Origin of the sequence: Nonomuraea sp. CA-218870, from assembly GCF_050936535.1 — a bacterium.
Taxonomy (GTDB): domain Bacteria; phylum Actinomycetota; class Actinomycetes; order Streptosporangiales; family Streptosporangiaceae; genus Nonomuraea; species Nonomuraea corallina.
Genome location: NZ_JBNJMN010000001.1, coordinates 802,436 through 825,936, shown reverse-complemented (window position 1 = coordinate 825,936; position 23,501 = coordinate 802,436). Strand labels below are relative to the sequence as shown.

Sequence of the window (23,501 nt, the reverse complement as noted above, 5' to 3'; positions counted from 1 at the left end):
GAGGTGGGTTGAGTGGGCATCAAGGTGCTGGTGGCTGACGACCACGCGGCCGTGCGGGCCGGGATCGTGCTGATCCTCGACGGGGCCGGCGACATCGAGGTGGTCGGGGAGGCGGCCGACGGGGTGGAGGCGGTCGCCATGGCGCGCGAGCTGCGGCCCGACGTGGTGCTGATGGACATCCGGATGCCGCGGATGGACGGGATCTCCGCCGCCGCCGAGCTGGCGGGGATCACCGACGTGCTGGTCCTGACGACGTTCGATGTGGACGAGTACGTGTTCGGCGCGCTGCGGGCCGGCGCCGCCGGGTTCCTGTTGAAGAACACCGACGCGGACGGCCTGGTCGACGCGGTGCGGCTGGTGGCCGCGGGCGACGGGCTGATCTCGCCGGGGGTGACGCGCAAGCTGATCAGGGCGTTCGCGGAGCAGGCGCCCGCGCGGCGGGAGCCGGTCGATCCTAAGACGTTGACGCCCCGGGAGAGGGAGGTGCTGGCGTGCATCGGGCGAGGGCTGTCCAACGCGGAGATCGCCAAGGCGCTCGACATGGCGGAGGCCACGACGAAGACGCACGTCAGCCGGGTCCTCGGCAAGCTGGGCCTGAAGAGCCGGGTGCAGGCGGCCATCTATTACTCGGGGGACGCGGCACCGTAAGGTGGGCGCCGTGAGCATGCCACCGCCTCAGCAGCCCCGGTCCACCGGTGTGGTCGTGGGTCTCGCGGCCGTCGGGATCTTCGCCTATGTCGTGTTCAACGTCGTGGTGGGGTTCGTCGCCGTGTCGTGGGCCACCCCGGCGGTGCTGGCCGTGGCCGCGGGCCTCCTGTTCCTGGGCGCGATCGGAGGCGGGGTGGGTCTGCTGCTGCTGCGCACGCCGTGGGCCAAAGGGCTGGGCCTGGGGTTGATGATCGGCTGGGCGTTGGTGTCCATCGTGTCGGCCGGCTGGTGCACGGGGCTCAACCCGGGGCTGTACGCCTGAGCGTCAGGCGGGCGTCCACCGGCGGGTCCCCAGCCTGTCCGGCGGTCGAGAGGGAGAAGATGACGACACCACCGGGGCAGCACTCCTCTGGGCATCGATTCGGTCATGGCGCGTGACATGCCGTTGCACGAGATCTTCGTCGGCCTCGGCGTCGCGGTCGCCTCGGTGGTGTTCTTCCTGGAGGCCCGCAGAAGGGGCGCGCTGCACGAGCAGTCGCTGGTGGCTGTCACCGGCGCGCTGGTCGGCGGCGCCATCGGCATGCGCCTGGCCGGCTGGCTGGAGACGTTCGACCTGCGGCACCTGTGGCTGTACGGGTCGCGCAGCGTGCTGGGCGGGCTGACCGGCGCGTACCTCGGGGTCCTGGTCGCCAAGCGGATCATCGGCTACCGGGAGCGGACGGGTGACCTGTTCGCGCCGGCGGTGGCGCTCGGCATGGCAGTGGGCCGGATCGGCTGTCACCTGACGGAGGCGCCGGGCCGGCCGACGGACCTGCCGTGGGGGATCCACGCCCCGGCGGGCACGCCCGACTGCCCCGGCTGCCTGGCGGGTCAGGCGATGCATCCGTCATTCCTGTACGAGATCGTCTTCCACCTGGCCGCGTTCGCCGCGCTGGTGTGGGCGCGCGGACGGCTGACCCGGCCGGGCGAGCTGTTCACGCTGTACGTCGCGACGTACGCGGGCTTCCGGTTCCTGGTGGAGTTCACCAGGGCGAACGACGTGCTGTGGCTGGGGCTGACGGGCCCGCAGTGCTTCCTCCTGCCTGGGATGCTGCTGCTCGGGCTGAGGCTCGGGTACGGGTGGCGGCGCGGTTACTACGATGCCCTCTTCGAGCGGAAGGTGATGACATGAGCACGGGGATGGGGCTGAGAGGCGACCGTATCGTCCGTTACGTGAACGCGTTCTGCCCGCACTGCCACGGCCGCGACCTCGACCGGGTCGAGCGGCTGAGCGGCTATCTGGCGGTGCGCGACGGCAGGGTGTGGCTGGAGCGCGGCTGCCGGGAGCACGGGCTGGTCCGCACCCTCTACGACGAGGACCCGGAGATCCTGGCCTATCTGGAGGAATGGACCGCTCCGACCAAGCAGCACGTGCCGGACCTCGCGGGCAACTTCGACCCGGTGCCCGCCGCGTACCTGAAAGGGCTCCCCGAGCTGCAGACGCAGCACACGTGCATCCTGCTGGAGGACATCGCGGAGGCGTGCAACCTGCGCTGCCCCACGTGCTTCGCCGTCAGCTCGCCCGAGCTGAGCGGCGTGGTGCCGGTCGCCGAGGTGCTGGCGAACGTGGACCAGCGGCTGGCCAGGGAGAACGGCAGGCTCGACGTGCTCATGCTGAGCGGCGGCGAGCCGACCCTGCACCCCGAGCTGGAGACGCTGCTGCGCGAGCTGGCCGGGCGCCCGGTCACGCGCATCCTGATCAACACCAACGGCGTGCTGATCGCCCGTGACGACGCCCTGCTCGACCTGCTCACCGAGCATCGCGAGCGGGTGGAGGTCTACCTGCAGTACGACGGCTCCTCGGCCGAGGCGTCCAGGCACCACCGCGGCGGTGATCTGCGCAGGCTCAAGCGGCAGGCGGTGGAGCGGCTCTCGGCACGGGAGATCTTCACCACGCTGGTGATGACGGCGGCGCTCGGCGTGAACGACGGCGAGATCGGCGACGTCGTCCGGGTGGCGCTCGACACGCCGTTCGTGGGCGGGGTGTCGTTGCAGCCGCAGTTCGGCTCCGGCAGGTCGGGGGCGATCGACCCGATGGACCGGCTGACCCACACGGGCGTGCTCAAGCGGCTCGGCCCGCAGACCGGCGGGCTGGTGACGTGGCGTGACCTGACCGCGCTGCCGTGCTCGCACCCGCACTGCTGCTCGGTCGGCTACCTCATCCGCGACGACTCCGGTCAGTGGCGTTCGCTGACGGCGCTGATCGGTCACGACCGGCTCAAGGAGAACCTCGGCCTGGTCTCCAACCGCATCGCCGACAGCGAGATCCCCCGCGAGCTGCGCCTGGCGGTGCAGGAGTCGCTGCTCGGCCTGCTGTCGGAGCAGTCGTCGCTGTCGCACCCGCGGATCGGCGACCTGTGGCGCGACATCTGCGAGAACTGCGACCTCGGAGTCTCCACCCTGCTCACCCTGGCCTCGTCGGCCCTGCCCGGCCGGCGCGGAAAGCTGCGCCGGATGATGGGCGAGCGGGTGGTCCGGATCACGATCAAGCCGTTCATGGACATCTCGACCATGATCGAGGAGCGGCTCACGCAGTGTTGCGTGCACGTCGGCACGCGGGCGGCCCAGGACCAGTGCGCGCCGTTCTGCGCGGTGCAGGCGTGGCCGCAGCTTTCGGCGCAGCGGCTGTCGGCGGTGGCCTCCGAGCAGCGGACGCGGCTGCCGCTGGAGGTGATCCTGTGACCGCTCCTCACAGCCCGCCGCCTCGAAGTGATCGCGAGCCGTACGATCCGCTCCGGTTGTGTGTGTACGCGACGATCGCGCTGCTCGCCTGGCTGTTCGGGCCGTGGGCGCTGCTGGCCTTCGCCGGGCTGGGGTTCGCGGGGTACTGGAAGGCCCGGCGGGCCGGGCTGACCCGGAGCAAGTGCCTGCTCCGGGACACCCGGCTGGTGCTGGCCTACCTGGGGGTGCTCGCGCTGGCGGCGGTGACGGCGATCGTGCTGTCCTTCACCTGACGCGAGCGTCACCCGTCGAGTTCCGCGGAACAGTCCACGAATCCAGGGACCGCTGGAGGGGGCACTACTCGGCGGGCACGTACAGGGAAAGGGTTTCGGCGACGCAGGCGGGGCGGCGCTCGCCCTCGACCTCGACCGTCATCTTGAGCGCGGACAGGTATCCCGCCGGGGTGCCCTTGACGCTGGTCAGCTCGGCGACGGCGCGGACGCGCGAGCCGACCGGGACGGGGCGGGGGAAGCGGACCTTGTTCAGGCCGAAGTTGACGCCCATCTGGATGCCCTCGACGCGGATCAGCTCGAACATGAACGACGGCAGCAGCGACAGGCTCAGGTAGCCGTGCGCGATCGTGCCGCCGAACGGGCCCTCTTTGGCCCGTTCCACGTCGACGTGGATCCACTGGTGGTCGTCGGTGGCGTCGGCGAACAGGTTCACCCGGTCCTGGGTGATCGTGCGCCACTCGGTGGGGCCGAACGTCTCGCCGACGCCGTCCTTGAGTTCCTGGATGTTCGCGAAGGTCCGCATGAGGGCGAACGTTATCAGCCGGGCCGTTGCGAAGATCTTTACCTGAAAACATCGCGCACCTGTTCGAGTCCGCGCTACAGTCGTAGGCACGCGAGTCGAACAGAGGTTCGGCCTGGTGGAAGGGGGTGTGTCCGATGACGGTGCTCGCGATGCCTCCCGCCCGGACACGCCGTCGCGCTTTCTTCCCGAATCTAAGACGGCCGCTATATGGCGCAATAAAGTCGGAGAGCGTGGACCCCGTGCGCAATCCCTACGCCCCCGGAGCCGGACAGCGTCCGCCGGAGCTCGCCGGGCGCGACCGTGAGCTGCAGCAGTTCGAGGTCGTGCTGGAGCGGGTGGCCCGCGGACGTCCCGAGCGGAGCATGGTCGTCACCGGCCTGCGCGGCGTCGGCAAGACCGTGCTGCTCAACACGTTCCGTTCGATGGCCATCCAGCGGCTGTGGGGCACCGGCAAGATCGAGGCCAGGCCCGACCAGTCGATCCGCAGGCCCGTCGCCGCCGCCCTCCACATGGCGATCCGCGAGCTGGCCCCGCGCCACCGCGCGCCGGAGCGCATCGAGGAGTTCCTCGGCGTGCTGAAGGCGTTCGCGATGCGCGACCCGTCCGCCGCCAAGGGCACCTCCCACTGGTCGCCCGGCATCGAGGTGCCGGCCACGCGCGGCCGGGCCGACTCCGGCGACCTGGAGATCGACCTCACCGAGCTGTTCGTCGACGCCGCCGGGGTGGCGACCGACCTGGGCGTGGGCATCGCGCTGTTCATCGACGAGATGCAGGACGTCCAGCCCGCCGACATCTCCGCCCTGTGCGCCGCCTGCCACGAGCTGTCCCAGAGCGGCGGACCGCTGATCGTGGTCGGCGCCGGGCTGCCCCACCTGCCGAGCGTGCTGTCGGCCAGCAAGAGCTACTCCGAGCGGCTGTTCCGCTACGCCCGCATCGACAAGCTCGACCGCGAGGCCGCCGACCTGGCGCTCATGCTGCCCGCCCGCGAGGAGGACGTCGAGTTCACCCAGGAGGCGCTCGACGCCCTCTACGACGCGGCCGAGGGCTACCCCTACTTCGTGCAGGCCTACGGCAAGGTCGCCTGGGACCTCGCGCCGCGCAGCCCGATCACGCTCGACGACGTCCGCGTCTCGGCGCCGGAGGCCGAGGAGGAGCTGGCGGTGGGCTTCTTCGGCAGCCGCTACGAGCGCGCGACCCCGGCCGAGCGCGACTACATGCGGGCCATGGCCGAGATCGGCGACGAGCCGGTGGCGACCGCCGAGGTGGCCGAGGCGCTGGGCCGCAAGCCGTCGAGCCTGTCCCCCGCCCGCGACAGCCTGATCAAGAAGGGCCTGATCTACAGCGCCGAGCGCGGGCTGATCGCGTTCACCGTGCCGCACTTCGGGAGGTTCCTGCGTGCCCAACCGATCTAGACGGCACCCCTAGTCCTCTATTGGGTTGTCTAGAGGGGAAGCTAGATAGCCCAATAGAGTTAAATCGTCATGCCCGTCGAGGGAGATCTAGCCCTCTCTAGCGTCAGGCCGATACTGGCGTATACGAGGGCAGAGACTCGCTGTCCGCGGCGACCACCGCCATCCTCACGGCCGGTCTGCGGCCGGCCAGGAAGACGGCGAACACCACGTCGTCCTGCTCGTGGTTCTTGAAGACGAAGAACCGCCAGCACAGCTCCCGCCAGCTGTCGTACGGCTCCGGCGAGGCGAGCCGCTCCCGCTGGGCCCGCCACGCGCCGCTCGCCCGTAGCCGCGCCAGCGTGACCCCCTCGGCGGGCCCCGGGCGCTGCTCGCACGGGGCCCGGTGCCGCACCCGCTCGACCAGCTCCTCGATCTCGGGCGAGAGCACGGCCAGCACCACCAGCCCGGCCAGCAGGAACCCCCACGAAGGCTGGGCGAACGCCACCCAGCCGGGCACCGGCGCCCACACCGACAGCGCGGCCAGACCGGCCAGCACCGTCGTCCTGGCGATCGACCGTACCTCGACCGGCGCCGAGCTGACCTCGCCGAAGCACCCGCACCCCGCGTCCGGCCGGCGCCGGCGCAACTCCAGGAGCACGTACGTGGACATGGAGAAGAACGCGACCGTCGCCCAGCGGACGACCGGGTGCGTGGTGCGCAGCAGCCCGGCCGCCAGCGCCAGCTCGCCCGCCGCGCAGACCAGCAGCGCCGGGGCCTGGAAGCGGGCGGGCACCAGCACGGCCGGCCCGAGCCTGGCCAGCGCGGTCGGCTCCCTGCCGGACCGGCTGACCGCGACCTTCGCCGCCGCGCCGAGACACAGCAGCACGATCAGAACCGGCAGCTGCGATGCCAGCACGTCCCTCACCCCAATCCGATCTGCGCGTTGAAACAGCCCTTGACCAGGTCTCCGCCGAGCTCCACGTACGTGAGCGGCGACAGCTCGGCGATCCGCCCGCGCGGGGAGGTGTCGCACTCTACGCAGCGGTCACAGAAACGGCCGGCGACGCATCCGCACGCGACGATCGGCACGTTCGCCGAGCGGCCGGTGCAGACGTTGTGCACCTGCAGCAACGAGCCGAGCGCGAGGTACGGCAGGCCCGCGCACGACACCCCGGCGTCCGGACAGCCGGCGTCCGAGCGCTCCACCATGGGATAGGAGGCCCCCCGCTCGTCCTCGTCGAAGGCGTCGGACCAGGTGACGGTGCCGGAGATCCGGGCGGTCGTGCCGCCGTAGGCGGGCGGCGGCGGCGGGACCGAGCGCGCCGGGTAGGCGGGCTGGGAGGTGGCGGGCAGCATGGCCAGCGCCGCCCCGTCCTTCCTGATCCCGATCGCGTCGAACAGGTAGCCCGGCTCGAACTGCGGGTGGCGCACCCGCAGCCTGCCGGTCGCGCGGTACGGGATGACGATGGTCCGGCGGCCCCGGTGCGGCCCGCAGTCGAGCTCGACCCGCACGTCCTTGCGGCCTTCCAAGGACCTGATCGTGCCGGTGATGCGGAGCGTCTCGGCCCAGATGTGCTCGACCACGCGGCCCTCGCGCGTACGCATGACGACCCTGGCCCCGAGGGGCAGGTCGGCGGGCGCGACGTCGCCGCCGTGCCAGGCCTTCGCCCAGGGCGCGATCACCAGCCGCTCGTCCGCGCCCTCGGGGGTCTCGACGAGGACGAGGTGCGGGCTGATGTCGCGGATCTGGCCGGTGACCGCGCGGAGCGGCGCTCCCCCGGCCGTCTGCCCCGGAAAGCCCGGCTCGCGGCCCAGCACCGCCGCGGCCAGCGTCCGCCTGCGGTCAACGCTCGGATACGCCATGACTCATAGGGTCACACGGTTGAAGGAGAGGTCGTGCCACATGCCGCAGAGGAGAGCAAAATACGCATCCCCCGGTGAAGGAGATGACATCCGGCGTCGCACATTCCGCCACCGACCTTGACGGACCTTTATCGTCGGCGGGCCGAAACCTGATTTGCGGTTCAGCCTGATCAGGCCGCGGGCCTGCGATTCTGGCCACGATGCAGACGGCCAGGTGGGAAGAGGAGTTCCGCGAGTACGTGCGAGCGCGCGGGCCGGCGCTGCTCCGTGCCGCCAGACAGCTCACCGGACACCCGCTGGACGCGGAGGACCTGCTGCAGAACGCGCTCACCAAGACATACCTGGCCTGGGATCGCATCCAGGACAGAGCCGCCCTGGACGGGTACGTGCGGCGAGCCATGGTCAACATCAACATCTCGCAGTGGCGGCGGCGGAAGCTGGAAGAATACCCCTCGGACGACCTGCCCGACATGGCCACCGGGGCGGAAGCCGCCTCCGGCGAGCTGCACGAGCGGCTGGAGCAGGCGTTGCAGGGGCTGCCCGACCGCATGCGGGCCGCGATCGTGCTGCGTTACTACGAGGACATGACCGAACCGGAGATCGCCAACAGGCTCGGCATCAGCGTCGGCACGGTGAAGAGCACGGTGTCGCGGGCGATGGCCAAGCTCAGGACCGAGCTGTCACCTCTCCGGCCGCCGCTGTAGCCCCGGTCTCGGCTCCCGCCGTGTCTTCGGCTCCGGCCGTCGCGCAGGGCCGTACGACGCTCCTGATCTTGCGGAGCGTGGCAAGGAACGCCATCAGCTCCTCCTCGGGAAGCGGGCCGGTGAAAAGCTCGTCGACGTCCGCCAGATGCTGGGGCAGCACCTCGTCCAGCTTCGCCAGACCGGCCGGGGTGAGGGTGGCGTACGAGGCGCGGCGGTCGGTGGCGCACGCTTCGCGGATGACCAGGCCGTCACGTTCCAAACGGTCGACGACACGGGTCACCCCGCTCGTGGACAGGCCGGTCTGAGCCGCCAGGTCGGTCATGCGCAGCGCGTGCCGGGGCGAGCGACCGAGCCTGATCAGCGTCTCGAAGTCGATCTCCGACAGCCCGGCGGCGTTGAACACCGCCTGCATCCTGGCCGTCAGTCCGGCGTACACCTCCGCCAGCAGCCCGATGGCCGTCAGCCGAGGGTCGTTCATGTTGGTCACCGTCATACTGTAGATGACGATAGTTGACGGAGGGAATATTCCTCGTGTAGATGTTTGTTGTTGCAACTGTCCGCACAACAAGCTCTCCTGTCCGAAGGAATCCTCATGAGCACTCGTACCTGGAACGGCCTGACCATCCCCGCCCCGGGCACCTACGCCCTCGACGTCGCCCACACCCGCATCGGCTTCGTCGTCAAGCACATGATGGTCAGCAAGGTCCGCGGCAACTTCTCGGACTTCTCCGGCACCGTCACGATCGCCGAGGACCTCCTGCAGTCGACCGCCGAGCTCACGATCAAGACCGAGAGCATCAGCACCGGCGTCGCCGACCGCGACGGCCACCTGCGCAGCGACGACTTCCTCTCCGTCGAGAAGTTCCCCCAGATCACCTTCAAGAGCAAGCGCGTCGTCGCGGCCGGCGGCGACGAGTTCACCGTCGTCGGCGACCTGACGGTCCGCGACGTCACCAAGGAAGTCGAGCTCAAGGTCGAGTACGGCGGCGCCGGCACCAACCCGTGGGGCCAGCCGGTGTGGGGCTTCTCGATCACCACGGAGGTCGACCGCGAGGCCTTCGGCCTGACCTGGAACCAGGCCCTGGAGACCGGCGGCGTCCTGGTCGGCAAGACCGTCAAGATCGAGATCGAGGGCGAGGCCAACCCGGCCGCCTGACCTTTGCCCACAGTTATCCACAGCCCGGAGCCCGCCTCGACCAGGGGCGGGCCCTTTTCCACAGCCGGTTACCCACAAGGTGTGGATGACTCGCCACAGACGACCACGACAACCGCTTTGCCGCCTGGGCCGAAGGCCGGTACGCTAACCCTGGCCACACGGCTACCAGGAGGATTCGCCTAGTCAGGTCTATGGCGCCGCACTGCTAATGCGGTTTGGGTTTACCGCCCATCCGGGGTTCAAATCCCCGATCCTCCGCTCTTCGAAGGCCCTCTTTCCCTGGATGGGGAGAGGGCCTTTTGATCTTCAGGGGCGTCATAGTTGCAGTCCTAGTTGCAACGGCTACGGGTTTCCCCAGAGAGCGGACGCGAGCCGTTCCCCCGCATCGCGCATCAGCGGTGTGGATACGTGGGTGTAGCGCTCGGTGGTCGTCACGCGGGTGTGACCGAGAACTTGCTTGCCACGCGGATGTTCACACCCTGCTCGATGAGGAGCGTCGCGGCGGTGTGCCGGGCGTCGTGGACCCGGACGTCCCGGACGCCGGCCTGCTTGAGGATCGCCTTCCAGGCCTTCCAGTCCTCGGTACGTTCGACGGCGGTGCCGTACTTGGTCGCGAAGACCAGGTCGTGCTCTTCCCATCGGTCTCCCGCCTTCTTCCGCTCGGCATCCTGTGTTTCACGGTGGCTCGTCCAGTGCGTCGCCGTTCATGCGGCCTCGCTACGATCCGCGGGTGCGCCGGCGCACTAGGACGATCAGCCCTATCTGGACAACAAGTAGCACCAGCGCGATCAGTCCCGATGTGGCGGTCATCTCTTCCTCTGACAGCCCGCCAGCACATTCCGTAATGTTGCCGCCCTCGTATAAAAGGGTGCAGTCGTGTCCAAGGATCGCGGCAGCGATGAACCAGTTGGCAAGCAGAAGGGGGACCGCGCCTAAGGCAAGGAGCAGTGGGATGTAGTTCATCCTCCCACCCGCCGGGTTAACCTTCGCCGGAACAGGTTCGAGACGCCCGCCTATATCGGAACCACGATTCACTCCGAACACATAAGCAGAGGCAAGCGATCACGACAAGGTCGGTACGGTGCACTTCCTGTGCAATGTACGTGCAATGATCATGGTTCGCATCTTGATGAGACACGGTCATGCCGCAGGTGGAAGGCCGCATCTCAGCCGCAACGGTCACGCGCTGTAAAACCGTCGGCTCACCCCTGCGACACAATGATCTCGTGCAGCGATTCGACGCCGCAGGAGCCGACCTGGTCCCTGGTCAACTGGTCCGGGTCCGAGTGACCCAGCAACACCCGTGGGGCGTGATGGTGGAGATCCTCGGTCACGAGGGCATCGGTGCGTCGATCGACGGTGCGGCGATCGACAGTCCCTCCGGCGCCGGCCGAGCGGGGCTTGGCGAGTATCCGGCTGTCGGGATGGAGATGGACGCCGTGGTGCAAGAGATCCGTCGATGGAGTCCACCGGCGTGGGTGCGTCTGACGATTCGATCTCAGGACCTTCACAGCTTTCAGTGGCAATGCGACTTCTGCGGTACGCCCACCGTCCTCAGCCCGGAAGGCGACGGCGTGGTCATGGATGTCAGGAGCGCCGACGGCCCTGGCAGCCATGCCATCGTCACGCACCGAGAATGTCTGAGAAGCCGTCTCCATGAGTCGAGCAGCGAGCACGCGCGTGTCGACTCGGTGGGTCGGCGATGAGCGATGGCTGCATTGATGGCCGTCACTACGCGCTTGGCCATCAGGCGGCAGTGGGGGCCGGTCTAGTTGCAGTTCTAGTTGCAATCCCGTCTCGTACATAGCCGTCCCATGGAGACCAACGCGGCCAGGTGGTCCAGGTGGAACCGATAGGGACACACAGGCTCCGAGCTGCTAATGCGGTTTGGGTTTACCGCCCATCCGGGGTTCAAATCCCCGATCCTCGCAGATGAAAGGCCCTCTTCCCGAGCACCGGGGAGAGGGCCTTTTTGATCTCTGTGGACAGCAGGGTTGCAGTTCGGGTTGCAGTTGCCCTCAGGGCGAGTGCGCGCGCAGGAGGGCCAGAAGAGCCGGAGGGCACTGAAGCGTGAGCCTGCTCTTGCCCTTGCGCTGCCGAAAGACGAGGCCGCCGCCGCTGCGCTGCGGGCACTTGTCGGCGTGGCTCGTGCAGTCCTTCGGGCACGGGCGCTTGCAGCAGCGGTGAGCGCGCTTCTTACAGGTCGGCCGGCAGTCGCTCTCGTGCCGGTGTTCCTTGCAGTTCTTCCTGCACGCCTTGCGATGCCACTTCTCTCCGCAGGCGTGCGGATCGCCGCAGCCGTGCTGCCATTCTGACTGCTGAATCTGGAACCACGCTCGCACCTCTCCGGTTTCCAGGTTGATGTACGACCAGCGGAGCCCGAGGGCCTCGCCCTGACGAATGCCGAGAGCGAGGAACTTAATTAAGTTTCTAACGCTTTTCGCCGCCGGATGGGAGCGGGTGCACAGCGGGCCCAGAGGTGGTCGCGGGGTGCGGCGCCGAGGCGAGGCCGGGCTTGCCCTCTGGGCGGCGCAGGCGCGCGACGCCGCCGTACCTTCTCGTCCGCCCGGCAGGGGTGCGGCGGCGGCGCTGTCAGCTCCTGCCGATGAACTGGTGGTCGGTACGGATGCGGCCCTCGTCGTCCAGGGCCAGGAGGTCGAGGCCTCCGCCGACGGCCTCGCCGGTGCTGACCGACACCATCGACCAGCGCACGGCGATCAGGCCGGGCAGCAGCGCGAACGGCTCCCCGTCCGCCTCGAAGACGTGCTCCCCCGGCGCGACGAACATCTCGTAGGCCCGCCGTACCCTGGCGTCCAGACCGTCGTGGCCATGTGCCTCCAGCGGCGGCACCGGGAACGCCAGTCTCGCTGCCTCCTCGCGCACCGCCTGCGGTGGATCGACCAGCACCTGGACGCCGTCGGGCGCCCACAACTCCCGGATGAGGGCGGCGCGCCGGTCCGGGTCGGGTTCGTTCCACTGGGCGACGTAGCGGGCGGCCCATTCCTTGATCTCATTGGTGTTGCTCATGACCGGAAGTGTGCGCCGGACGGGTGCGGGGTCGCGATTCCCCGCAGGGAATGGCGCGGCGCACGCCGTCCAGTATGAATGGGTTCATGACGGTGTCGGCTGAGCCCAATCACTTCGCGCGCGAGCTGCGCCGCTGGCGTACGCATCGCCGTGTCAGCCAGCTCGACCTGGCCATCAGGGCGGACACGACGCAGCGCCACCTGAGCTTTCTTGAGCAGGGGCGTTCGCGGCCGGGGCGGGCCATGGTGGTGCGGCTGGCCGAGTCGCTCGGGCTGTCGCTGCGGGAGCGGAACGCGTTCCTGCTGGCCGCCGGGTACGCGCCTGTTTACGCCGAGTCGTCGCTGGACGCACCCCACCTCGGCCCGGTGCGCGAGGCGCTGGACCGCATCCTCGACGGCCACCTGCCCTGTCCCGCGGTCGTCGTCCGGCCGCACGGCCTCCTGGTCGCCGCCAACGCGGCCTTCGGGGTGCTGTGCGAGGGCGCGGCGCCAGAGCTGCTGAAGCCTCCGGTCAACGTACTGCGTCTGGCGTTGCACCCCGACGGGATGGCAGGCCGGGTGGCGAACCTGGCCGAGTGGGGCCGGCACATCACCGGCAGCCTGCGTGATCAACTCGGCCGCGGCCCTGATCCGGAGCTGGAGGCGTTCGTCGCCGAACTGGACGGTTATCTCCCGGGGTTCGAGGCGCCCGCCATGCACCTCGGCTTCGCCGTGCCGCTGCGGTTGCGCGTGCCGGAGGGGGAGCTGCGGCTCATCACCACACTGACGTCGTTCGCGACGGCTGTGGACGTGACGCTGGCCGAGCTGCGACTGGAGGCGTTCCTGCCCGCCGACGAGACCTCGGCACGCATCCTGCGGGAACGTGGCGCGGCCTGGTGAGCGGCGCGGGTCCTATCGAGCAGCCCGGGTCCTATTGTCCTGTGACAGCGAAGGTTGAGCGGGTGCCATCGACGTTTGAGTGACGAAGCGAGCGAGACAGCAGCAGGCGGATCAGCTCACGGGAGCAAGTGTCATCGTTATCTGGGTTGGAGGATCCTTCCAGCAGAGCCCGGACCCAAGAAGAGCCGAGCGTGCGGAGAGCGCCTCGATGTCAGCCTGCGCTGTCCGTACACTGCCCTCGTGGACCGAGAGACGCTCACTCAGCTCCTGGACAACACGGGGAAGCGCGACATGCCTATACGGTTCCGCCCCAGGTAGAAGCTCATGTGGTTGCGGAACGGTCACGCGCTGTAAAACCGTGACCAGTTGGGCTGCTGCCAGCTTCCGCGCCGACCTAAGATCGCTTACGGGTTGCAGTTTGGGTTGCAGTTCCGCGCCGTACCACCCCGTCCCAGGATGAGCGTCCCAGTGGTGTCGGTCCAGGTTGAACGCCCTGGGACGGTCGTCCTCCGAGCTGCTAATGCGGTTTGGGTTTACCGCCCATCCGGGGTTCAAATCCCCGATCCTCCGCAGACGAAAGGCCCTCTTCCGAGTATGGGGAGAGGGCCTTTTTGATCTTCAGGTAGTCACCGTTGCAACGGCTACGGGGTTCCCCAGAGCGGACGCCAGCCGCTCCTCCGCATCGCGCATCAGCGGTGTGGATACACGTCACTCCACAGGTGTGCGGATCGCCGCAACCGTGTTGTGCGCGGCGATGCCGCCGGTGTCGCTGGTGGGGTGGCGTTGGGGTCACAGGACTTCTGCCGAACATCAGCGGCGCTCGTGTGACTGCCGCATGGCCGATCGCCGGGTCAGCGGTGTCGCCGGTACTGCAGATAGACGATCCCGTTGCTGGAGGCGGTGCTGGAGACCAGTTCGAGCTGGTAGGACTTGGGGACGCCGTCGAACAGCCGGGTGCCCTCGCCCGCGACGTAGGGAAACATGCTCACCTGGAGCTCGTCGATCAGGTCGAGCCGCATGAGCGATCGCCAGAGGCCGACGCCGCCCCAGACCACGATGTGGCCGTCGCCGCCAAATCTGAGCTTGTCGATCTCTTCTGTCGTGTCACCGGAGGCGATGGTGGTGTTGCTCCAGTCGGCCGTCTTCAGGGTCCGGGAGAAGACGATCTTACGTCCGGCGTTCAGGATGTCGGCGAACGGGTGGTCGGTGGACGTTGTCATGGCCCCGGCGATGCTCTCGTAGGCGGTACGGCCCATGAGGTGCGCGTACGCACCCCGGAGAAAGTCGAGGTGCGCCGGGTCATCGGGGTCGCGGTTCTCGGGCAGGGCGAAGCAGAACGTCGAAAACTCGGTGCCCTCGTCGGCGAGCAGGCCGTCGAGGGAGTAGTTGAATACCGTCGCTATCAGCTTCCGCATGATCAGGACTCCGTGGTCTCGAGTCGTCGGGGAACGGGTGTCCCGGGCCGCAGCGTCTGTGGGCTGTACCTGATGCTTTAGACGACACTGCCGCCCGGAAATCGTCGGCGCCGGGTCCACTGGCTGGGTGCGTGATCAGGTCATGGGGTCGAGGCCCTTCAAGGGGCGGGGATCCAACGACATGCGGCTGTGATCATCTTCGGCAGGATTGCCCCTCATGCTCGTGAGCACTCTTGTGGCCGGCGCGGGCCTGCCGCTCGCGCCGTTACCCGCACAGGTCGCCGAGAGCCTGTTCACCTGCTCTGCGAGGTAGGGCGGCGTGTGGTGACGCGCGGTGAACCGGTCTTCGTGGTGACGACTACCCAGTGACCCCAGGTTGGGCTGAGTCGGCCAGGATGGCCGCGAGTTTGAGGCCTTCGTCGGCGAAAAGTCGTCCTGCCTGCTCTCCCTTGGCACGTGTTTCCAAAAGGACGAGCCGGGAGGAGCCGTCGCGTTGGGGTACGACGCGGATCTGCCGCACCTCGCTGTAGCCGACCTCCTGCAGTTCGGGGTGGATCGCCGTCGGGGACCAGTGCACCTTCCAGGCGCGGTCGAAGTCGATGATCTCCAGTTGTCCGTTATAGGTGTAGCGGACCGGTCCATCGAGGGTGACGGCGAACGAGGCGTAGTAGGTGGCGGTCTCCCCGAAATTCAAGTGGGCCTTGGGGCGGACGCGGATGTCCTGGATGGTTATCCGCTTGGCCTGGGAGCCCTTGGTGAAGGCGTTGTAGATGCCGTCGAAGTCTCGGGGCGGCTCCAGCACCTGGGCTTTCATGGCGGGCAGGTCGCCGCGCTGCCAGGCCGTCAGGAACGCGGTCGCCGTCTGCTGGGGCGAGCCTTTGGTACGTACCGTCAGGTAGACGGCAATGCCCAAACCGAGGACGGCGGTCAGAACTACGGCGATGGTGATCGCTGTCCGTCGCCGCCGGCGAGAAAATGCGGGCATATCGGGCGATCCTATTAGCTGGGCCACAACACTCAGCACCCGAGCCCGACCGCCCCTGTGCCATCGAGCGGGAACGTCCGCCACAAACAGCGCCCTGCGCAAACGAACCTCGGCGGACGTCCGCGGACGCCACCATCGCAGCCCGGCTGGTCCGGAGCGGGGATCGAACGACATGCGGCTGTGATCATCTTCCGGCAGGATTGCCCCTCATGAAACTCGTGATCACTCTTGTGGCCGGCGCGGGGCTGCTGCTCGCGCCGTTACCCGCACAGGCCGCCGAAAACGCCGCCAAGAACCCCGTATCCGCGCTCAAGGCCCAGCTGAAGGCCGGGAAAGGGGTCCGGTTCACCGACGCGAGCGCGTTCGTCGGCGATATCAACAAGGACCCGCTGGTGCGCCGTACCGGGGTCGTCAAGTTCGGCAAGAAGGGCATCGTCGCCTCCGACATCCGAGGCACGTTCGCCTCGCCGCTGTTCGACGGGCACACCACCAAGCCCGAGCGGACGATCATCATAGGCAAGGACGCGTGGCGCTCGGGCGGGGTCCTGGCCGAGAGCCTCCCCAAGGGCAAGACCTGGTACAAGACCATCAGCCTGTTCAACACGGGTACCGTCAGCAGCTGGTTCGGCCAGTTGGTGAGCCCGCTGGAGCCCGCCACGCTGGCGGAGCTGGTGAAGCGCGGTAAGCGCAGCGGCTCCACCTACCAGGGCACGATCGCCTTGGAGCGGGTGTACGAGATCTCTCCGTGGTTCCGCCAGACGCTGGGGCTGATTCGTTCGACCGACGCCGTCATCACCTACACCCTCACGGTCGACCGCAAGGGTCTGCCCAGCAAGCTGAAGACCTCGTGGCTGGCCAAGGACCTCGCGAACCTCCCCTCGTGGGAGGAGAAGACGATCGTGACGGAGACCCGCTACACCGGCTGGGGCACCAAGGTCTCGATCAAGCCGCCGCCCAGGAGCCAGGTCACCAGCAAGCTCGAGGACTGACGCCGGAAGGGCCGGGGCTGTACGGTGCGGTGAAGGAGGCGGTTCATGGAGGAGATCCCCACGATCGGCCGGTGTCACCTGTGCAAGCAGACCTTCGGCTTCACTCCCGCGCAGGTCATGACGGTCATGATGGACCCGGAGACCAATCTGCCGCTGGGCATGACGATCTCCGGGACCTTCCGTGAGCCGACGCCGGAGGCCACCGCCAGGGCGGTGGAGGTGCACGTGTGCCCCGGCTGCGTCGGCAGGGTCGAGCAGCTCAAGGAGTTCATGGACCGGCCCGCCCCGCCGTTCGGCACGTGGAGCCGGGGCCGTCCGCGACCGTGACCGGGGGCGCCGCAAGGCGGGGAGAGACAGACGGCCGGCGAGCGAGGAACGGTGATGTCCTGATGGTCCAGCCCATGGAGCGGGTGCCCGGCGTGATCCGGACGGTCTCCTCCCAGGAGGTGTACCGCAATCCGTGGTTGTCGCTGCGTGAGGACGTGGTGGAGCGGCCTGACGGCAGCCGCGGCATCTACTCCGTGGTGGACCGGCCCGACTACGCCGTGGTGATCGCCGCCGAGGACGGCGGGTTCCACCTCGTAGAGCAGTACCGGTATCCGATACAGGGGCGCTACTGGGAGTTCCCGCAGGGCAGCTTCCCGCAGGGCCGCGCCGGCACGCCTGAGGAGCTCGCCCGCGCCGAACTGGCCGAGGAGACCGGCGTGACCGCGGCCTCGTGGACCCCGCTCGGCAGCCTGTTCGGCTGGCACGGCGCGAGCGGGCAGGCGTTCACCGCGTTCCTGGCCACCGGCCTGAGCCGTGGTGTGCCAAGGCGGGAGCATGAGGAGCAGGACATGCGCCAGCGGTGGGTCTCGCGGTCGGAGTTCGAGGAGATGATCCGGGACGGGAGCATCCGGGACGACTCGACCGTGGCCGCCTATTTCCTGCTGCTCATGCACGAGCGGGGTTGAGGTCAGACCGACGAGATGACGGGGAGCGGGAAGACCAGCTTGCCGCCTTCCGCGAGGAACTGCTGCTCACGTTCGACGAACCCCTTCCGGTGCACCCAGGGCAGCACCAGCAGCTGGTCGGGGCGGCGCGCCTTGGCGTCTTCCTCGGACACGATCGGGATGCCGGTGCCGGGGGTGAAGCAGCCGTGTTTCTCCGGGCTGACCTCGCCGATGCAGGGCAGGTCGCGGGCGTCGATGCCGCAGTACTGCAGGACCACGTTGCCCTTGGTGGACGCGCCGTACCCGAGCGTGAGCCTGCCGGCGGCCCGGGAGTCGTCGAGGAAGGCGCGTAGTTCGTCCCGGTGGTGCTGGACGCGGCGGGCGAAGGTCTCGTACGTGGCCCAGGTGTCCAGTTTGAGGTCGGCTTCCCGGCGGCGGACCTGGGCGATGGCGGCGTCGTCGACCCGGTGCCTGGAGGGGTCCTTGACGAGGGTGAGGCAGAGGCTGCCGCCGTTGACTTCGGTGATCTCGGCGCTCGTCACGGTGAGGCCGACGCGCTCGGCCATCCACTCGATCTGGGCCAGCGAGTAGTACTCCAGGTGTTCCTGGCAGATGGCGTCGTAGGCGAGTGACTTGACCATGGAGCCGAGGTCGCTCATCTCGACCATCCAGACGCCGTCGTCGCTGAGGAGGTCGCGCATGTCGGCCATGAACCCCATCGGGTCGGACAGGTCGTAGAACATCGCGATCGACGTGATGATCTTCGCCTTGCGCTCGCCGTACCGTTCCGCGAGTCCTTCCCTGGAGAAGAAGTCGGGGATCAGGTCGATGTGGTCCGGGTAGTAGCGGCGCCACTTCTCGCCTGTGGGGTCGATGCCGACGAGGGTGGGGCCGTCAGCGGGGAAGCCCTGCAGCAGGGTCGAGTCGTTGCTGCCGATGTCGACGACGAGGTCGCCGGGGCCGAGGTCGACCATGCCGGTGAGCCTGGCGGCCTTGCCCTGTAAATAGTTGATCATGAAGGGCCGGATGCCGGAGCGGTACCCGTACCGGTCGCCGTACATGAGCGACGGGTCGACCGTGTGCCGGATCTGGACCAGCCCGCAGCCGTCCGGGGAGCACTTGACCAGTTCCAGCGGGGCCGATGGCACGATCTCCTCGCGTGACCTGGGGAAGATCCCGGTCAGCGCCTGCGTGCCGAGGTCGAGCACGGGCAGCAGGGTGCGGTTCGCGCAGATGCGGCACTCGGTGCACTCAGTGATGTTCATGATGTCTTCCGCTCGTCGGATGGAGAGGGCCGGGGACGGCGGGCGTCCTGCTGTGCGCGTGGTGGGGGGCCGCCTTTCCGTGCGCCGGCCTGTCAGCCATGAAGATCAGAATTCGCCTCGATGCCGAGATAGTAACGGGGCGATCCCGGGACGAACATCAGTTGAGCGACCCGCCGCCCCACCGACCGGCCGTGGCGCGGTGCGGTGGAGGGGCGGGTCACCGGGTGATCAGCCTGTCCGAGCGACTCGTCCGGCTGACGGATGTTGAGCAAGGCCACGAACTGCTCGTCGGTGACGTCGGCCGTGGTCGCGGCCTTGAGCTCGGCGAGCAGCTCCGGGGTGGCGGTGCGGTAGTTGGCCCGGCCTGCGCCGACGGCGGCGGGGTCACCGACGTTGAAGGCCACCAGGGGGCCCATCAGGTTGTCCGCGAACTCGGGGGGCGGTGCCGGGATCACGGCGTGATCAGCGCGGGCAACCCGTCTCAGGCCGTGCGAATGCGGATGAACTTCTCGATCATGGGGCAAACCGTATCGGATGAGCAGCAAGGGCCCCGCCGCTCGTGGTCCGGCGGGGCCTCCGCCGACCGTCACTCGGTGCGCAACGTCGTCCAGTGAGGCGGGGTGCCTTCGTACATCACGTCGTTGCAGTCGCAGCTTCCGCAGCCGGGGATCATGGTGTCGCCTCCTCGCCTAAGAGATGGCGCGTTCGTACCCGGCGTGACGATCCGGCACGCTTACGTGACGGTGATGGTCCCCGACCGCTCGGGGAATGCTGAGAAGGTGGATTCCGAGACGGCGCGGCGGATGTTCGCGGGCGCGCGGGTCGCCCGGCTCGCGACGGTGGGGGCCGGAGGGCGGCCGCGGCTCGTGCCCGTCACGTTCGCGGTCGAGGGCGACCGGATAGTGACCGCCGTGGACCACAAGCCGAAACGGACCGGTGATCTGCGGCGGCTGCGCGACATCGGCGACAACCCGGAGGTCGCGCTGCTCGCGGACCATTACGAGAACGACTGGACCCGGCTGTGGTGGGTGCGGGCCGACGGGAGCGCGGTGGTGGTGGCGGACGGCCCGGACCGGGCCGCCGCGCTGGACGCGCTCGCGCGCAAGTACGAGCAGTACCGCGAGCGCCGCCCGGCCGGGCCGGTGATCATCGTCCGGGTCACCCGCTGGTCGGGGTGGCGGTACGCGGGCTGACGGCAGGCGGGCTCAGATGGCCAGCGGCACGGGGTGGACCTCGTCGGGCGGGTGGCCGGCGCGTTCGTGGATGCGCCGGACGGCGTCCGCCGACGGCGCCTCCGACAGGCAGTAGACGATCCCGTCGTCCGGGTCCGCCCACGCGTGCTCGAAGGTCACTCCCTCCTCGTCCTGGATCGCGATGTCGGCGATGTGCGCGTCTTCGAGCTGCTCGTCGGTGATGCCCATCATGTCGCGATGGACGTCCATGAACTTCGCCATCACTGCCTCCCCCGGGCAGGGCCGTTTCGTTCAGCGTAAGGTCGCCTCCGACGCCGGCGCACCCAAGCGGGCCCAAAATAGCCGGACGGCCCGCCCCCAGGGTGGGCGAGCCGCCGGGCGTCAGGAGACCTCGGCGGCGACCGCGCTGAAGGCGGCCAGCACCTCCTCCTGGTCGTGCGCGCCGGTCGAGGTGGTCGACTTGACGATCACCACGTCGTGCTCGGGCGAGACGTAGATGTACTGCCCGCCGAAGCCGGCGGCCATGAAGTCCCGGCCCTCGCCCAGCCACCAGTGCGCCCCGTACCGCGGGTTGACCTTGGACGGGGTGGTGGACGACTTCACCCAGGAGGCCGGGACCACCTGCTTGCCGTGGGCCTTGCCCTGACGCAGGTAGAGCAGGCCGAAGCGGGCGTAGTCGTGGTCGGTGGCCTGGAAGCAGCAGTAGCCGAGGCTCTCCCCCTTGCCGTCGGCGGCGATCTGGGCCGTGCCCGCCATGCCCGCGGGCTGCCAGATCTTCTTCTCGACGTAGCGGTGGTACGGGGTGCCCGTCGCCTCGGTGATCACCCGGGCCAGGACGTACGAGTTCATGCTGTTGTACTCGAACTGGGTCCCGGGGGTCCAGTCCGGCTGCTGGAGGGCGGCCATCCTGGTGAGCGACTGGCCCTTGTTCGCGGCGATCTGCATCCGGGGGACGTCCTCGCGCTCGTCCCAGTCGGTGCCGGACGACATCTGCAGCAGGTTGCGGATGGACACGCCGTTGTAGCCCGACCTGCGCAGTTCGGGCAGGTACTTGGTGACGGGCTCGTCGAGTGACCGGATGTGCCCTTCCCGCAGCGCGACGCCGAGCGCCGCCGAGGTGAAGGACTTGGCCATCGACCACGACTGGAACCGGGTGTCCCGGTTCGCGTCGGTGTAGCGCTCGTGGACGATCTTCTGGCCGCGCAGGACGAGGAAGCCGTTGGTCTTCGTACGGGTGAGGAAGTCGTCGAGGGTGCGCCGCTCGCCCTGGTAGGTGTACGTGACCGAGAGCGGCCGCTGGGCGTCGACCAGCTTGACCGGGTCCGCGGACGGCCGGATGACGTCGGCGGACGGGGCCGCGGGAGCGGCCAGGGTGAGCGCGATGAGGATGCCGCGCACGTCGCCTCCTGAAGTGGGTGGATAGGGACAGGACGCGATGGTGGCGGGTGTTCTTGGCAAATCTCTGGCAGTCACTCCAGCCACGAGCGGGCCCGGCCGGTCCCGCCGGCCGTGGGCAGCCGGATCTCGAAGCGGGAGCCGGTCACGTGGGCGGCGCCGCCGTGCAGCTCGGCCTGCTGGCGGACGAGCGTCAGGCCGAGCCCGGAGCCCGGGCTGTCCGGACGGCGGCGGAACCGGTCGAACACCGCCTCACGGTCCTCGGCCGGGACGCCGGGGCCGCCGTCGGCGACGGTGAGGACGGCGGCGGCCCCGGCGCGGGCGAGCCGCACGGTGATCGGGGGCGCGCCGTGCCTGACGGCGTTGTCGAGCAGGTTGTCGGCGATCAGCCGGAGCCCTTCGGCCCAGCCGCGCACGGTCACGCCGTCCGCCACGGACTCCTCGATCGTCGTGCCCGGGTGGCGGCGGCGGGCCGCGGCGGCGGCTTCGCGCACGATGCCGCTGAGGTCGGCCGGGGCGGAGGTCGCGGGGTCGAGCAGCTCTCCGGCGGCGAGCTGGCGGAGCACGGTGATGAGCCGCTGCACCCGGGCGTGCTCGGCGGTCAGGTCGGCGACGAGCTCGTCGCGGTCGGCGGGGGTGAGGCCGGGGTGGTCGAGCAGGGCGAGGTTGGCGCCCATGCTGGTGAGCGGGGTGCGCAGCTCGTGCGCGGCGGAGGCGGCGAAGGCGCGGGCGGTGTCGAGCGCCTCGCCGGTGCGGGCCACCGCGGCGTCGCGCCGGTCCAGCAGGTCGTTGAGCACCCCGGCCAGGTGGTCGATCTCACCGACCCGGGACCCGGTGTCCAGCCGGATCCTGGCGGACGGCTCCGGCGGGGTGTCGAGGGCCGCGGCCTGCCGGCTGAGCCGGACCAGCGGCCGTACCGCGTACCGCCCGAGCGCCAGCCCGGCCGCCGCGCCCGCCGCCGCGCCGATCAGGGTGACGGTCCCCACCCGCCTGCGGAGCAGCGCGAGCTGGGTGTCGAGCCGTTCGCGCGGCTCGAACAGCCATAACCGGCTGCCCCGCCGCCCCAGGTCGGTGGCCACGTACCGCCACTCGCGGGTCACTTCGGCGTGGTCGGCCGGGCCGTCGCCGGCGGGCGGGCGCTCGGGCACGTCACCGATCGCCAGCGGCGGCGCGCCGCCGACGTGCACGTACGCGCCGGTGCCCGCCGCGACGGCCAGCCGCCGTTCCAGGAAGTCCGGCGGCACGGCCGGCGCGACGCGGGCCCGCCAGGCGTACGAGGCTGCCATCGGCCGGAGCGCGTGCAGCCGCGCCAGCAGCTGCTCGTCGCGGTCGGCGCGCAGGTCGGCGGAGACCAGGGCCAGCACGAGCAGCCCGGCCAGCGACACCATGAGCGGGACGAGCGCGGCCAGGCAGAGCGCGAAGCGGGTGGACAGCCTCACGGCGCGGGTTCCCGCAGGACGAAGCCGACGCCGCGGACCGTGTGCACCATCCGGGGCTCGCCCAGCTTGCGGCGGAGGTAGCCGACGAAGGTGTCGACGGCGTTCTCGGTGACGTCGAAGTCGTAGCCCCAGACCCGCTCCAGCAGCACCTCGCGGGAGAGCACCAGGCCGGCGTTGAACGCCAGCGCCTCCAGCAGGTCGAACTCGCGCCGGGTCATCTCGACCTCGCGGCCGTGCATCGTCACCCGGCGCGCGGCGGGCTCGACGACCAGCGGCCCGACCCGTACCGCCGCCCCGGGGGCGCGGCCGGCGCGACGCAGCAGGGCGCGCAGCCGCAGCACCAGCTCGGCGAGGTCGAACGGCTTGACCACGTAGTCGTCGGCGCCCGCGGCGAGCCCCGCGACCCGGTCGGCCACCTCGTCCATGGCCGACAGCATGAGCACCGGCACATCGGTCCCGCCGTCCCGCAGCCGGGCGCACACCTCGATGCCCGACATGCCGGGCATGGAGACGTCGAGCACGACCGCGTCCGGCCTGCGGACGGCGACGAGTTCGAGTGCGCCCGCCCCCGAGTCGGCGGTGTCGACGCCGAACCCCTCCAGCCGCAGCCCGCGCCGCAACGCCCGCAGGATCGCCGGGTCGTCGTCGACGGCGAGGATCTGGTGACCGGCCAACGCAACCTCCAGGGAACGGCCGCGGAGATCC

At 69.4% G+C, this 23,501-nt stretch carries 28 protein-coding genes, 1 tRNA gene and 1 pseudogene; 15 read left to right on the top strand and 15 right to left on the bottom strand.

Features of this window, described 5'->3' with window-relative positions; translation table 11 throughout:
- Nucleotides 1-12: 12 nt before the first annotated feature.
- The 5 genes from ACQEUU_RS04155 (at nt 13) to ACQEUU_RS04135 (ending at nt 3,641) form a co-directional block, all read left to right on the top strand.
- Nucleotides 13-648 (top strand): response regulator, encoded by a 636-nt coding sequence (locus ACQEUU_RS04155; protein ID WP_433060485.1) that lies wholly within the window; start codon nt 13-15, stop codon nt 646-648.
- A gap of 10 nt (nt 649-658) precedes the next feature.
- Entirely contained in the window at nt 659-970 is a 312-nt protein-coding gene (locus tag ACQEUU_RS04150) for a hypothetical protein (protein ID WP_433060482.1), read from the top strand.
- Nucleotides 971-1,075: 105 nt separating this feature from the next.
- Entirely contained in the window at nt 1,076-1,819 is a 744-nt protein-coding gene (locus ACQEUU_RS04145) for a prolipoprotein diacylglyceryl transferase (RefSeq protein WP_433060479.1), read from the top strand.
- Nucleotides 1,816-3,369, top strand: coding sequence for a radical SAM protein (locus ACQEUU_RS04140; RefSeq protein ID WP_433060476.1), 1,554 nt, complete (start codon nt 1,816-1,818; stop codon nt 3,367-3,369). Before ACQEUU_RS04145 ends, ACQEUU_RS04140 begins: the two co-directional genes overlap by 4 nt.
- Nucleotides 3,366-3,641 carry a hypothetical protein gene (locus ACQEUU_RS04135; RefSeq protein WP_433060473.1) on the top strand — a complete coding sequence of 92 codons (276 nt, stop codon included), beginning with the start codon at nt 3,366-3,368 and terminating at the stop codon, nt 3,639-3,641. Before ACQEUU_RS04140 ends, ACQEUU_RS04135 begins: the two co-directional genes overlap by 4 nt.
- A 64-nt stretch (nt 3,642-3,705) precedes the next feature.
- Here ACQEUU_RS04135 and ACQEUU_RS04130 read toward each other — a convergent pair whose 3' ends face one another.
- Nucleotides 3,706-4,164, bottom strand: coding sequence for a MaoC family dehydratase (locus ACQEUU_RS04130; RefSeq protein ID WP_433060470.1), 459 nt, complete (start codon nt 4,162-4,164; stop codon nt 3,706-3,708).
- 239 nt (nt 4,165-4,403) lie between these two features.
- Between ACQEUU_RS04130 and ACQEUU_RS04125 the strand changes: the two genes are divergently transcribed.
- Complete coding sequence (locus tag ACQEUU_RS04125; RefSeq protein ID WP_433060468.1) at nt 4,404-5,576, top strand: AAA family ATPase; 1,173 nt, start codon at nt 4,404-4,406, stop codon at nt 5,574-5,576.
- A gap of 103 nt (nt 5,577-5,679) precedes the next feature.
- Here the strand turns inward: ACQEUU_RS04125 and ACQEUU_RS04120 are convergent, their stop codons facing one another.
- Nucleotides 5,680-6,471: a MauE/DoxX family redox-associated membrane protein gene (locus tag ACQEUU_RS04120; RefSeq protein ID WP_433060465.1), complete on the bottom strand. Its 792-nt coding sequence runs from the start codon at nt 6,469-6,471 to the stop codon at nt 5,680-5,682.
- A gap of 5 nt (nt 6,472-6,476) precedes the next feature.
- Nucleotides 6,477-7,418, bottom strand: coding sequence for a hypothetical protein (locus tag ACQEUU_RS04115; protein ID WP_433060462.1), 942 nt, complete (start codon nt 7,416-7,418; stop codon nt 6,477-6,479).
- A 200-nt stretch (nt 7,419-7,618) separates the two neighbouring features.
- Here ACQEUU_RS04115 and ACQEUU_RS04110 point away from each other — a divergent pair, with 200 nt between their 5' ends.
- Nucleotides 7,619-8,122: a SigE family RNA polymerase sigma factor gene (locus ACQEUU_RS04110; RefSeq protein WP_270152584.1), complete on the top strand. Its 504-nt coding sequence runs from the start codon at nt 7,619-7,621 to the stop codon at nt 8,120-8,122.
- Here ACQEUU_RS04110 and ACQEUU_RS04105 read toward each other — a convergent pair.
- Nucleotides 8,085-8,615 (bottom strand): MarR family winged helix-turn-helix transcriptional regulator, encoded by a 531-nt coding sequence (locus tag ACQEUU_RS04105; RefSeq protein ID WP_433060458.1) that lies wholly within the window; start codon nt 8,613-8,615, stop codon nt 8,085-8,087. The two genes, ACQEUU_RS04110 and ACQEUU_RS04105, sit on opposite strands and share 38 nt — an antisense overlap.
- Nucleotides 8,616-8,714: 99 nt before the next feature.
- On the opposite strand from ACQEUU_RS04105, the gene ACQEUU_RS04100 reads away from it, so the two are divergent.
- Nucleotides 8,715-9,278, top strand: a complete 564-nt coding sequence (locus tag ACQEUU_RS04100; protein ID WP_433060455.1) for a YceI family protein — start codon at nt 8,715-8,717, stop codon at nt 9,276-9,278.
- Nucleotides 9,279-9,446: 168 nt separating this feature from the next.
- Nucleotides 9,447-9,536 (top strand) — tRNA-Ser (locus ACQEUU_RS04095).
- Nucleotides 9,537-9,709: 173 nt separating this feature from the next.
- On the opposite strand, the pseudogene ACQEUU_RS04090 reads toward ACQEUU_RS04095, so the two are convergent.
- Together ACQEUU_RS04090 and ACQEUU_RS04085 are read right to left on the bottom strand one after the other, a co-directional pair.
- Nucleotides 9,710-9,913 (bottom strand): annotated as a pseudogene (locus ACQEUU_RS04090) (tyrosine-type recombinase/integrase); the annotation flags it as partial.
- An 82-nt stretch (nt 9,914-9,995) separates the two neighbouring features.
- On the bottom strand, nt 9,996-10,241 hold the full coding sequence (locus tag ACQEUU_RS04085) for a hypothetical protein (RefSeq protein ID WP_433060453.1): 246 nt from the start codon (nt 10,239-10,241) through the stop codon (nt 9,996-9,998).
- A 263-nt stretch (nt 10,242-10,504) separates the two neighbouring features.
- Between ACQEUU_RS04085 and ACQEUU_RS04080 the strand changes: the two genes are divergently transcribed.
- On the top strand, nt 10,505-10,984 hold the full coding sequence (locus ACQEUU_RS04080) for a hypothetical protein (protein ID WP_433060451.1): 480 nt from the start codon (nt 10,505-10,507) through the stop codon (nt 10,982-10,984).
- 886 nt (nt 10,985-11,870) lie between these two features.
- On the opposite strand, the gene ACQEUU_RS04075 is transcribed toward ACQEUU_RS04080, so the two are convergent.
- Nucleotides 11,871-12,305, bottom strand: coding sequence for a hypothetical protein (locus tag ACQEUU_RS04075; protein ID WP_433060449.1), 435 nt, complete (start codon nt 12,303-12,305; stop codon nt 11,871-11,873).
- 86 nt (nt 12,306-12,391) lie between these two features.
- Between ACQEUU_RS04075 and ACQEUU_RS04070 the strand changes: the two genes are divergently transcribed.
- On the top strand, nt 12,392-13,183 hold the full coding sequence (locus ACQEUU_RS04070) for a helix-turn-helix domain-containing protein (RefSeq protein ID WP_433060446.1): 792 nt from the start codon (nt 12,392-12,394) through the stop codon (nt 13,181-13,183).
- 851 nt (nt 13,184-14,034) lie between these two features.
- Here the strand turns inward: ACQEUU_RS04070 and ACQEUU_RS04065 are convergent.
- Complete coding sequence (locus ACQEUU_RS04065) at nt 14,035-14,598, bottom strand: dihydrofolate reductase family protein (protein WP_433060443.1); 564 nt, start codon at nt 14,596-14,598, stop codon at nt 14,035-14,037.
- Nucleotides 14,599-14,956: 358 nt separating this feature from the next.
- Nucleotides 14,957-15,583: an NTF2-like N-terminal transpeptidase domain-containing protein gene (locus ACQEUU_RS04060; RefSeq protein ID WP_433060441.1), complete on the bottom strand. Its 627-nt coding sequence runs from the start codon at nt 15,581-15,583 to the stop codon at nt 14,957-14,959.
- A gap of 209 nt (nt 15,584-15,792) precedes the next feature.
- On the opposite strand from ACQEUU_RS04060, the gene ACQEUU_RS04055 reads away from it, so the two are divergent.
- The 3 genes from ACQEUU_RS04055 to ACQEUU_RS04045 all read left to right on the top strand — a co-directional run bounded on the left by ACQEUU_RS04055 (nt 15,793) and on the right by ACQEUU_RS04045 (nt 17,525).
- Nucleotides 15,793-16,572 (top strand): hypothetical protein, encoded by a 780-nt coding sequence (locus tag ACQEUU_RS04055; RefSeq protein WP_433060438.1) that lies wholly within the window; start codon nt 15,793-15,795, stop codon nt 16,570-16,572.
- A 45-nt stretch (nt 16,573-16,617) separates the two neighbouring features.
- The gene (locus ACQEUU_RS04050) at nt 16,618-16,899 is read left to right on the top strand and encodes a hypothetical protein (RefSeq protein WP_433060435.1); all 282 of its coding nucleotides are present in this window, start codon (nt 16,618-16,620) and stop codon (nt 16,897-16,899) included.
- A 62-nt stretch (nt 16,900-16,961) separates the two neighbouring features.
- Nucleotides 16,962-17,525 carry an NUDIX domain-containing protein gene (locus ACQEUU_RS04045; protein ID WP_433060432.1) on the top strand — a complete coding sequence of 188 codons (564 nt, stop codon included), beginning with the start codon at nt 16,962-16,964 and terminating at the stop codon, nt 17,523-17,525.
- Between the two features lie 2 nt (nt 17,526-17,527).
- Here the strand turns inward: ACQEUU_RS04045 and ACQEUU_RS04040 are convergent, their stop codons facing one another.
- Together ACQEUU_RS04040 and ACQEUU_RS04035 are read right to left on the bottom strand one after the other, a co-directional pair.
- Entirely contained in the window at nt 17,528-18,769 is a 1,242-nt protein-coding gene (locus ACQEUU_RS04040) for a class I SAM-dependent methyltransferase (RefSeq protein ID WP_433060429.1), read from the bottom strand.
- A 92-nt stretch (nt 18,770-18,861) separates the two neighbouring features.
- A complete protein-coding gene (locus ACQEUU_RS04035) occupies nt 18,862-19,224 on the bottom strand; it encodes a hypothetical protein (RefSeq protein ID WP_433060427.1) in 363 nt (120 codons plus the stop codon).
- 324 nt (nt 19,225-19,548) lie between these two features.
- Here ACQEUU_RS04035 and ACQEUU_RS04030 point away from each other — a divergent pair, with 324 nt between their 5' ends.
- Nucleotides 19,549-19,962, top strand: a complete 414-nt coding sequence (locus tag ACQEUU_RS04030; RefSeq protein ID WP_433060425.1) for a TIGR03668 family PPOX class F420-dependent oxidoreductase — start codon at nt 19,549-19,551, stop codon at nt 19,960-19,962.
- Nucleotides 19,963-19,974: 12 nt separating this feature from the next.
- Here the strand turns inward: ACQEUU_RS04030 and ACQEUU_RS04025 are convergent, their stop codons facing one another.
- The 4 genes from ACQEUU_RS04025 to ACQEUU_RS04010 form a co-directional block, all read right to left on the bottom strand.
- Nucleotides 19,975-20,223 (bottom strand): SCO4226 family nickel-binding protein, encoded by a 249-nt coding sequence (locus tag ACQEUU_RS04025; protein WP_270152607.1) that lies wholly within the window; start codon nt 20,221-20,223, stop codon nt 19,975-19,977.
- 120 nt (nt 20,224-20,343) lie between these two features.
- Nucleotides 20,344-21,360 (bottom strand): serine hydrolase domain-containing protein, encoded by a 1,017-nt coding sequence (locus ACQEUU_RS04020; RefSeq protein WP_433060423.1) that lies wholly within the window; start codon nt 21,358-21,360, stop codon nt 20,344-20,346.
- Nucleotides 21,361-21,431: 71 nt separating this feature from the next.
- Nucleotides 21,432-22,796, bottom strand: coding sequence for a sensor histidine kinase (locus tag ACQEUU_RS04015; protein ID WP_433060420.1), 1,365 nt, complete (start codon nt 22,794-22,796; stop codon nt 21,432-21,434).
- A complete protein-coding gene (locus ACQEUU_RS04010; protein ID WP_433060417.1) occupies nt 22,793-23,470 on the bottom strand; it encodes a response regulator transcription factor in 678 nt (225 codons plus the stop codon). The genes ACQEUU_RS04015 and ACQEUU_RS04010 overlap by 4 nt, the downstream gene beginning before the upstream one ends.
- Nucleotides 23,471-23,501 lie beyond the last annotated feature (31 nt).

Bases quoted from the DNA above. Each gene is read 5' to 3' on its own strand.
- ACQEUU_RS04145 (WP_433060479.1), top strand. From the start codon at position 1,076: ATGGCGCGTGACATGCCGTTGCACGAGATCTTCGTCGGCCTCGGCGTC.
- ACQEUU_RS04140 (WP_433060476.1), top strand. From the start codon at position 1,816: ATGAGCACGGGGATGGGGCTGAGAGGCGACCGTATCGTCCGTTACGTG.
- ACQEUU_RS04130 (WP_433060470.1), bottom strand. From the start codon at position 4,164: ATGCGGACCTTCGCGAACATCCAGGAACTCAAGGACGGCGTCGGCGAG.
- ACQEUU_RS04115 (WP_433060462.1), bottom strand. From the start codon at position 7,418: ATGGCGTATCCGAGCGTTGACCGCAGGCGGACGCTGGCCGCGGCGGTG.
- ACQEUU_RS04110 (WP_270152584.1), top strand. From the start codon at position 7,619: ATGCAGACGGCCAGGTGGGAAGAGGAGTTCCGCGAGTACGTGCGAGCG.
- ACQEUU_RS04105 (WP_433060458.1), bottom strand. From the start codon at position 8,615: ATGACGGTGACCAACATGAACGACCCTCGGCTGACGGCCATCGGGCTG.
- ACQEUU_RS04100 (WP_433060455.1), top strand. From the start codon at position 8,715: ATGAGCACTCGTACCTGGAACGGCCTGACCATCCCCGCCCCGGGCACC.
- ACQEUU_RS04085 (WP_433060453.1), bottom strand. From the start codon at position 10,241: ATGAACTACATCCCACTGCTCCTTGCCTTAGGCGCGGTCCCCCTTCTG.
- ACQEUU_RS04075 (WP_433060449.1), bottom strand. From the start codon at position 12,305: ATGAGCAACACCAATGAGATCAAGGAATGGGCCGCCCGCTACGTCGCC.
- ACQEUU_RS04070 (WP_433060446.1), top strand. From the start codon at position 12,392: ATGACGGTGTCGGCTGAGCCCAATCACTTCGCGCGCGAGCTGCGCCGC.
- ACQEUU_RS04065 (WP_433060443.1), bottom strand. From the start codon at position 14,598: ATGCGGAAGCTGATAGCGACGGTATTCAACTACTCCCTCGACGGCCTG.
- ACQEUU_RS04060 (WP_433060441.1), bottom strand. From the start codon at position 15,583: ATGCCCGCATTTTCTCGCCGGCGGCGACGGACAGCGATCACCATCGCC.
- ACQEUU_RS04055 (WP_433060438.1), top strand. From the start codon at position 15,793: ATGAAACTCGTGATCACTCTTGTGGCCGGCGCGGGGCTGCTGCTCGCG.
- ACQEUU_RS04050 (WP_433060435.1), top strand. From the start codon at position 16,618: ATGGAGGAGATCCCCACGATCGGCCGGTGTCACCTGTGCAAGCAGACC.
- ACQEUU_RS04045 (WP_433060432.1), top strand. From the start codon at position 16,962: ATGGTCCAGCCCATGGAGCGGGTGCCCGGCGTGATCCGGACGGTCTCC.
- ACQEUU_RS04040 (WP_433060429.1), bottom strand. From the start codon at position 18,769: ATGAACATCACTGAGTGCACCGAGTGCCGCATCTGCGCGAACCGCACC.
- ACQEUU_RS04025 (WP_270152607.1), bottom strand. From the start codon at position 20,223: ATGGCGAAGTTCATGGACGTCCATCGCGACATGATGGGCATCACCGAC.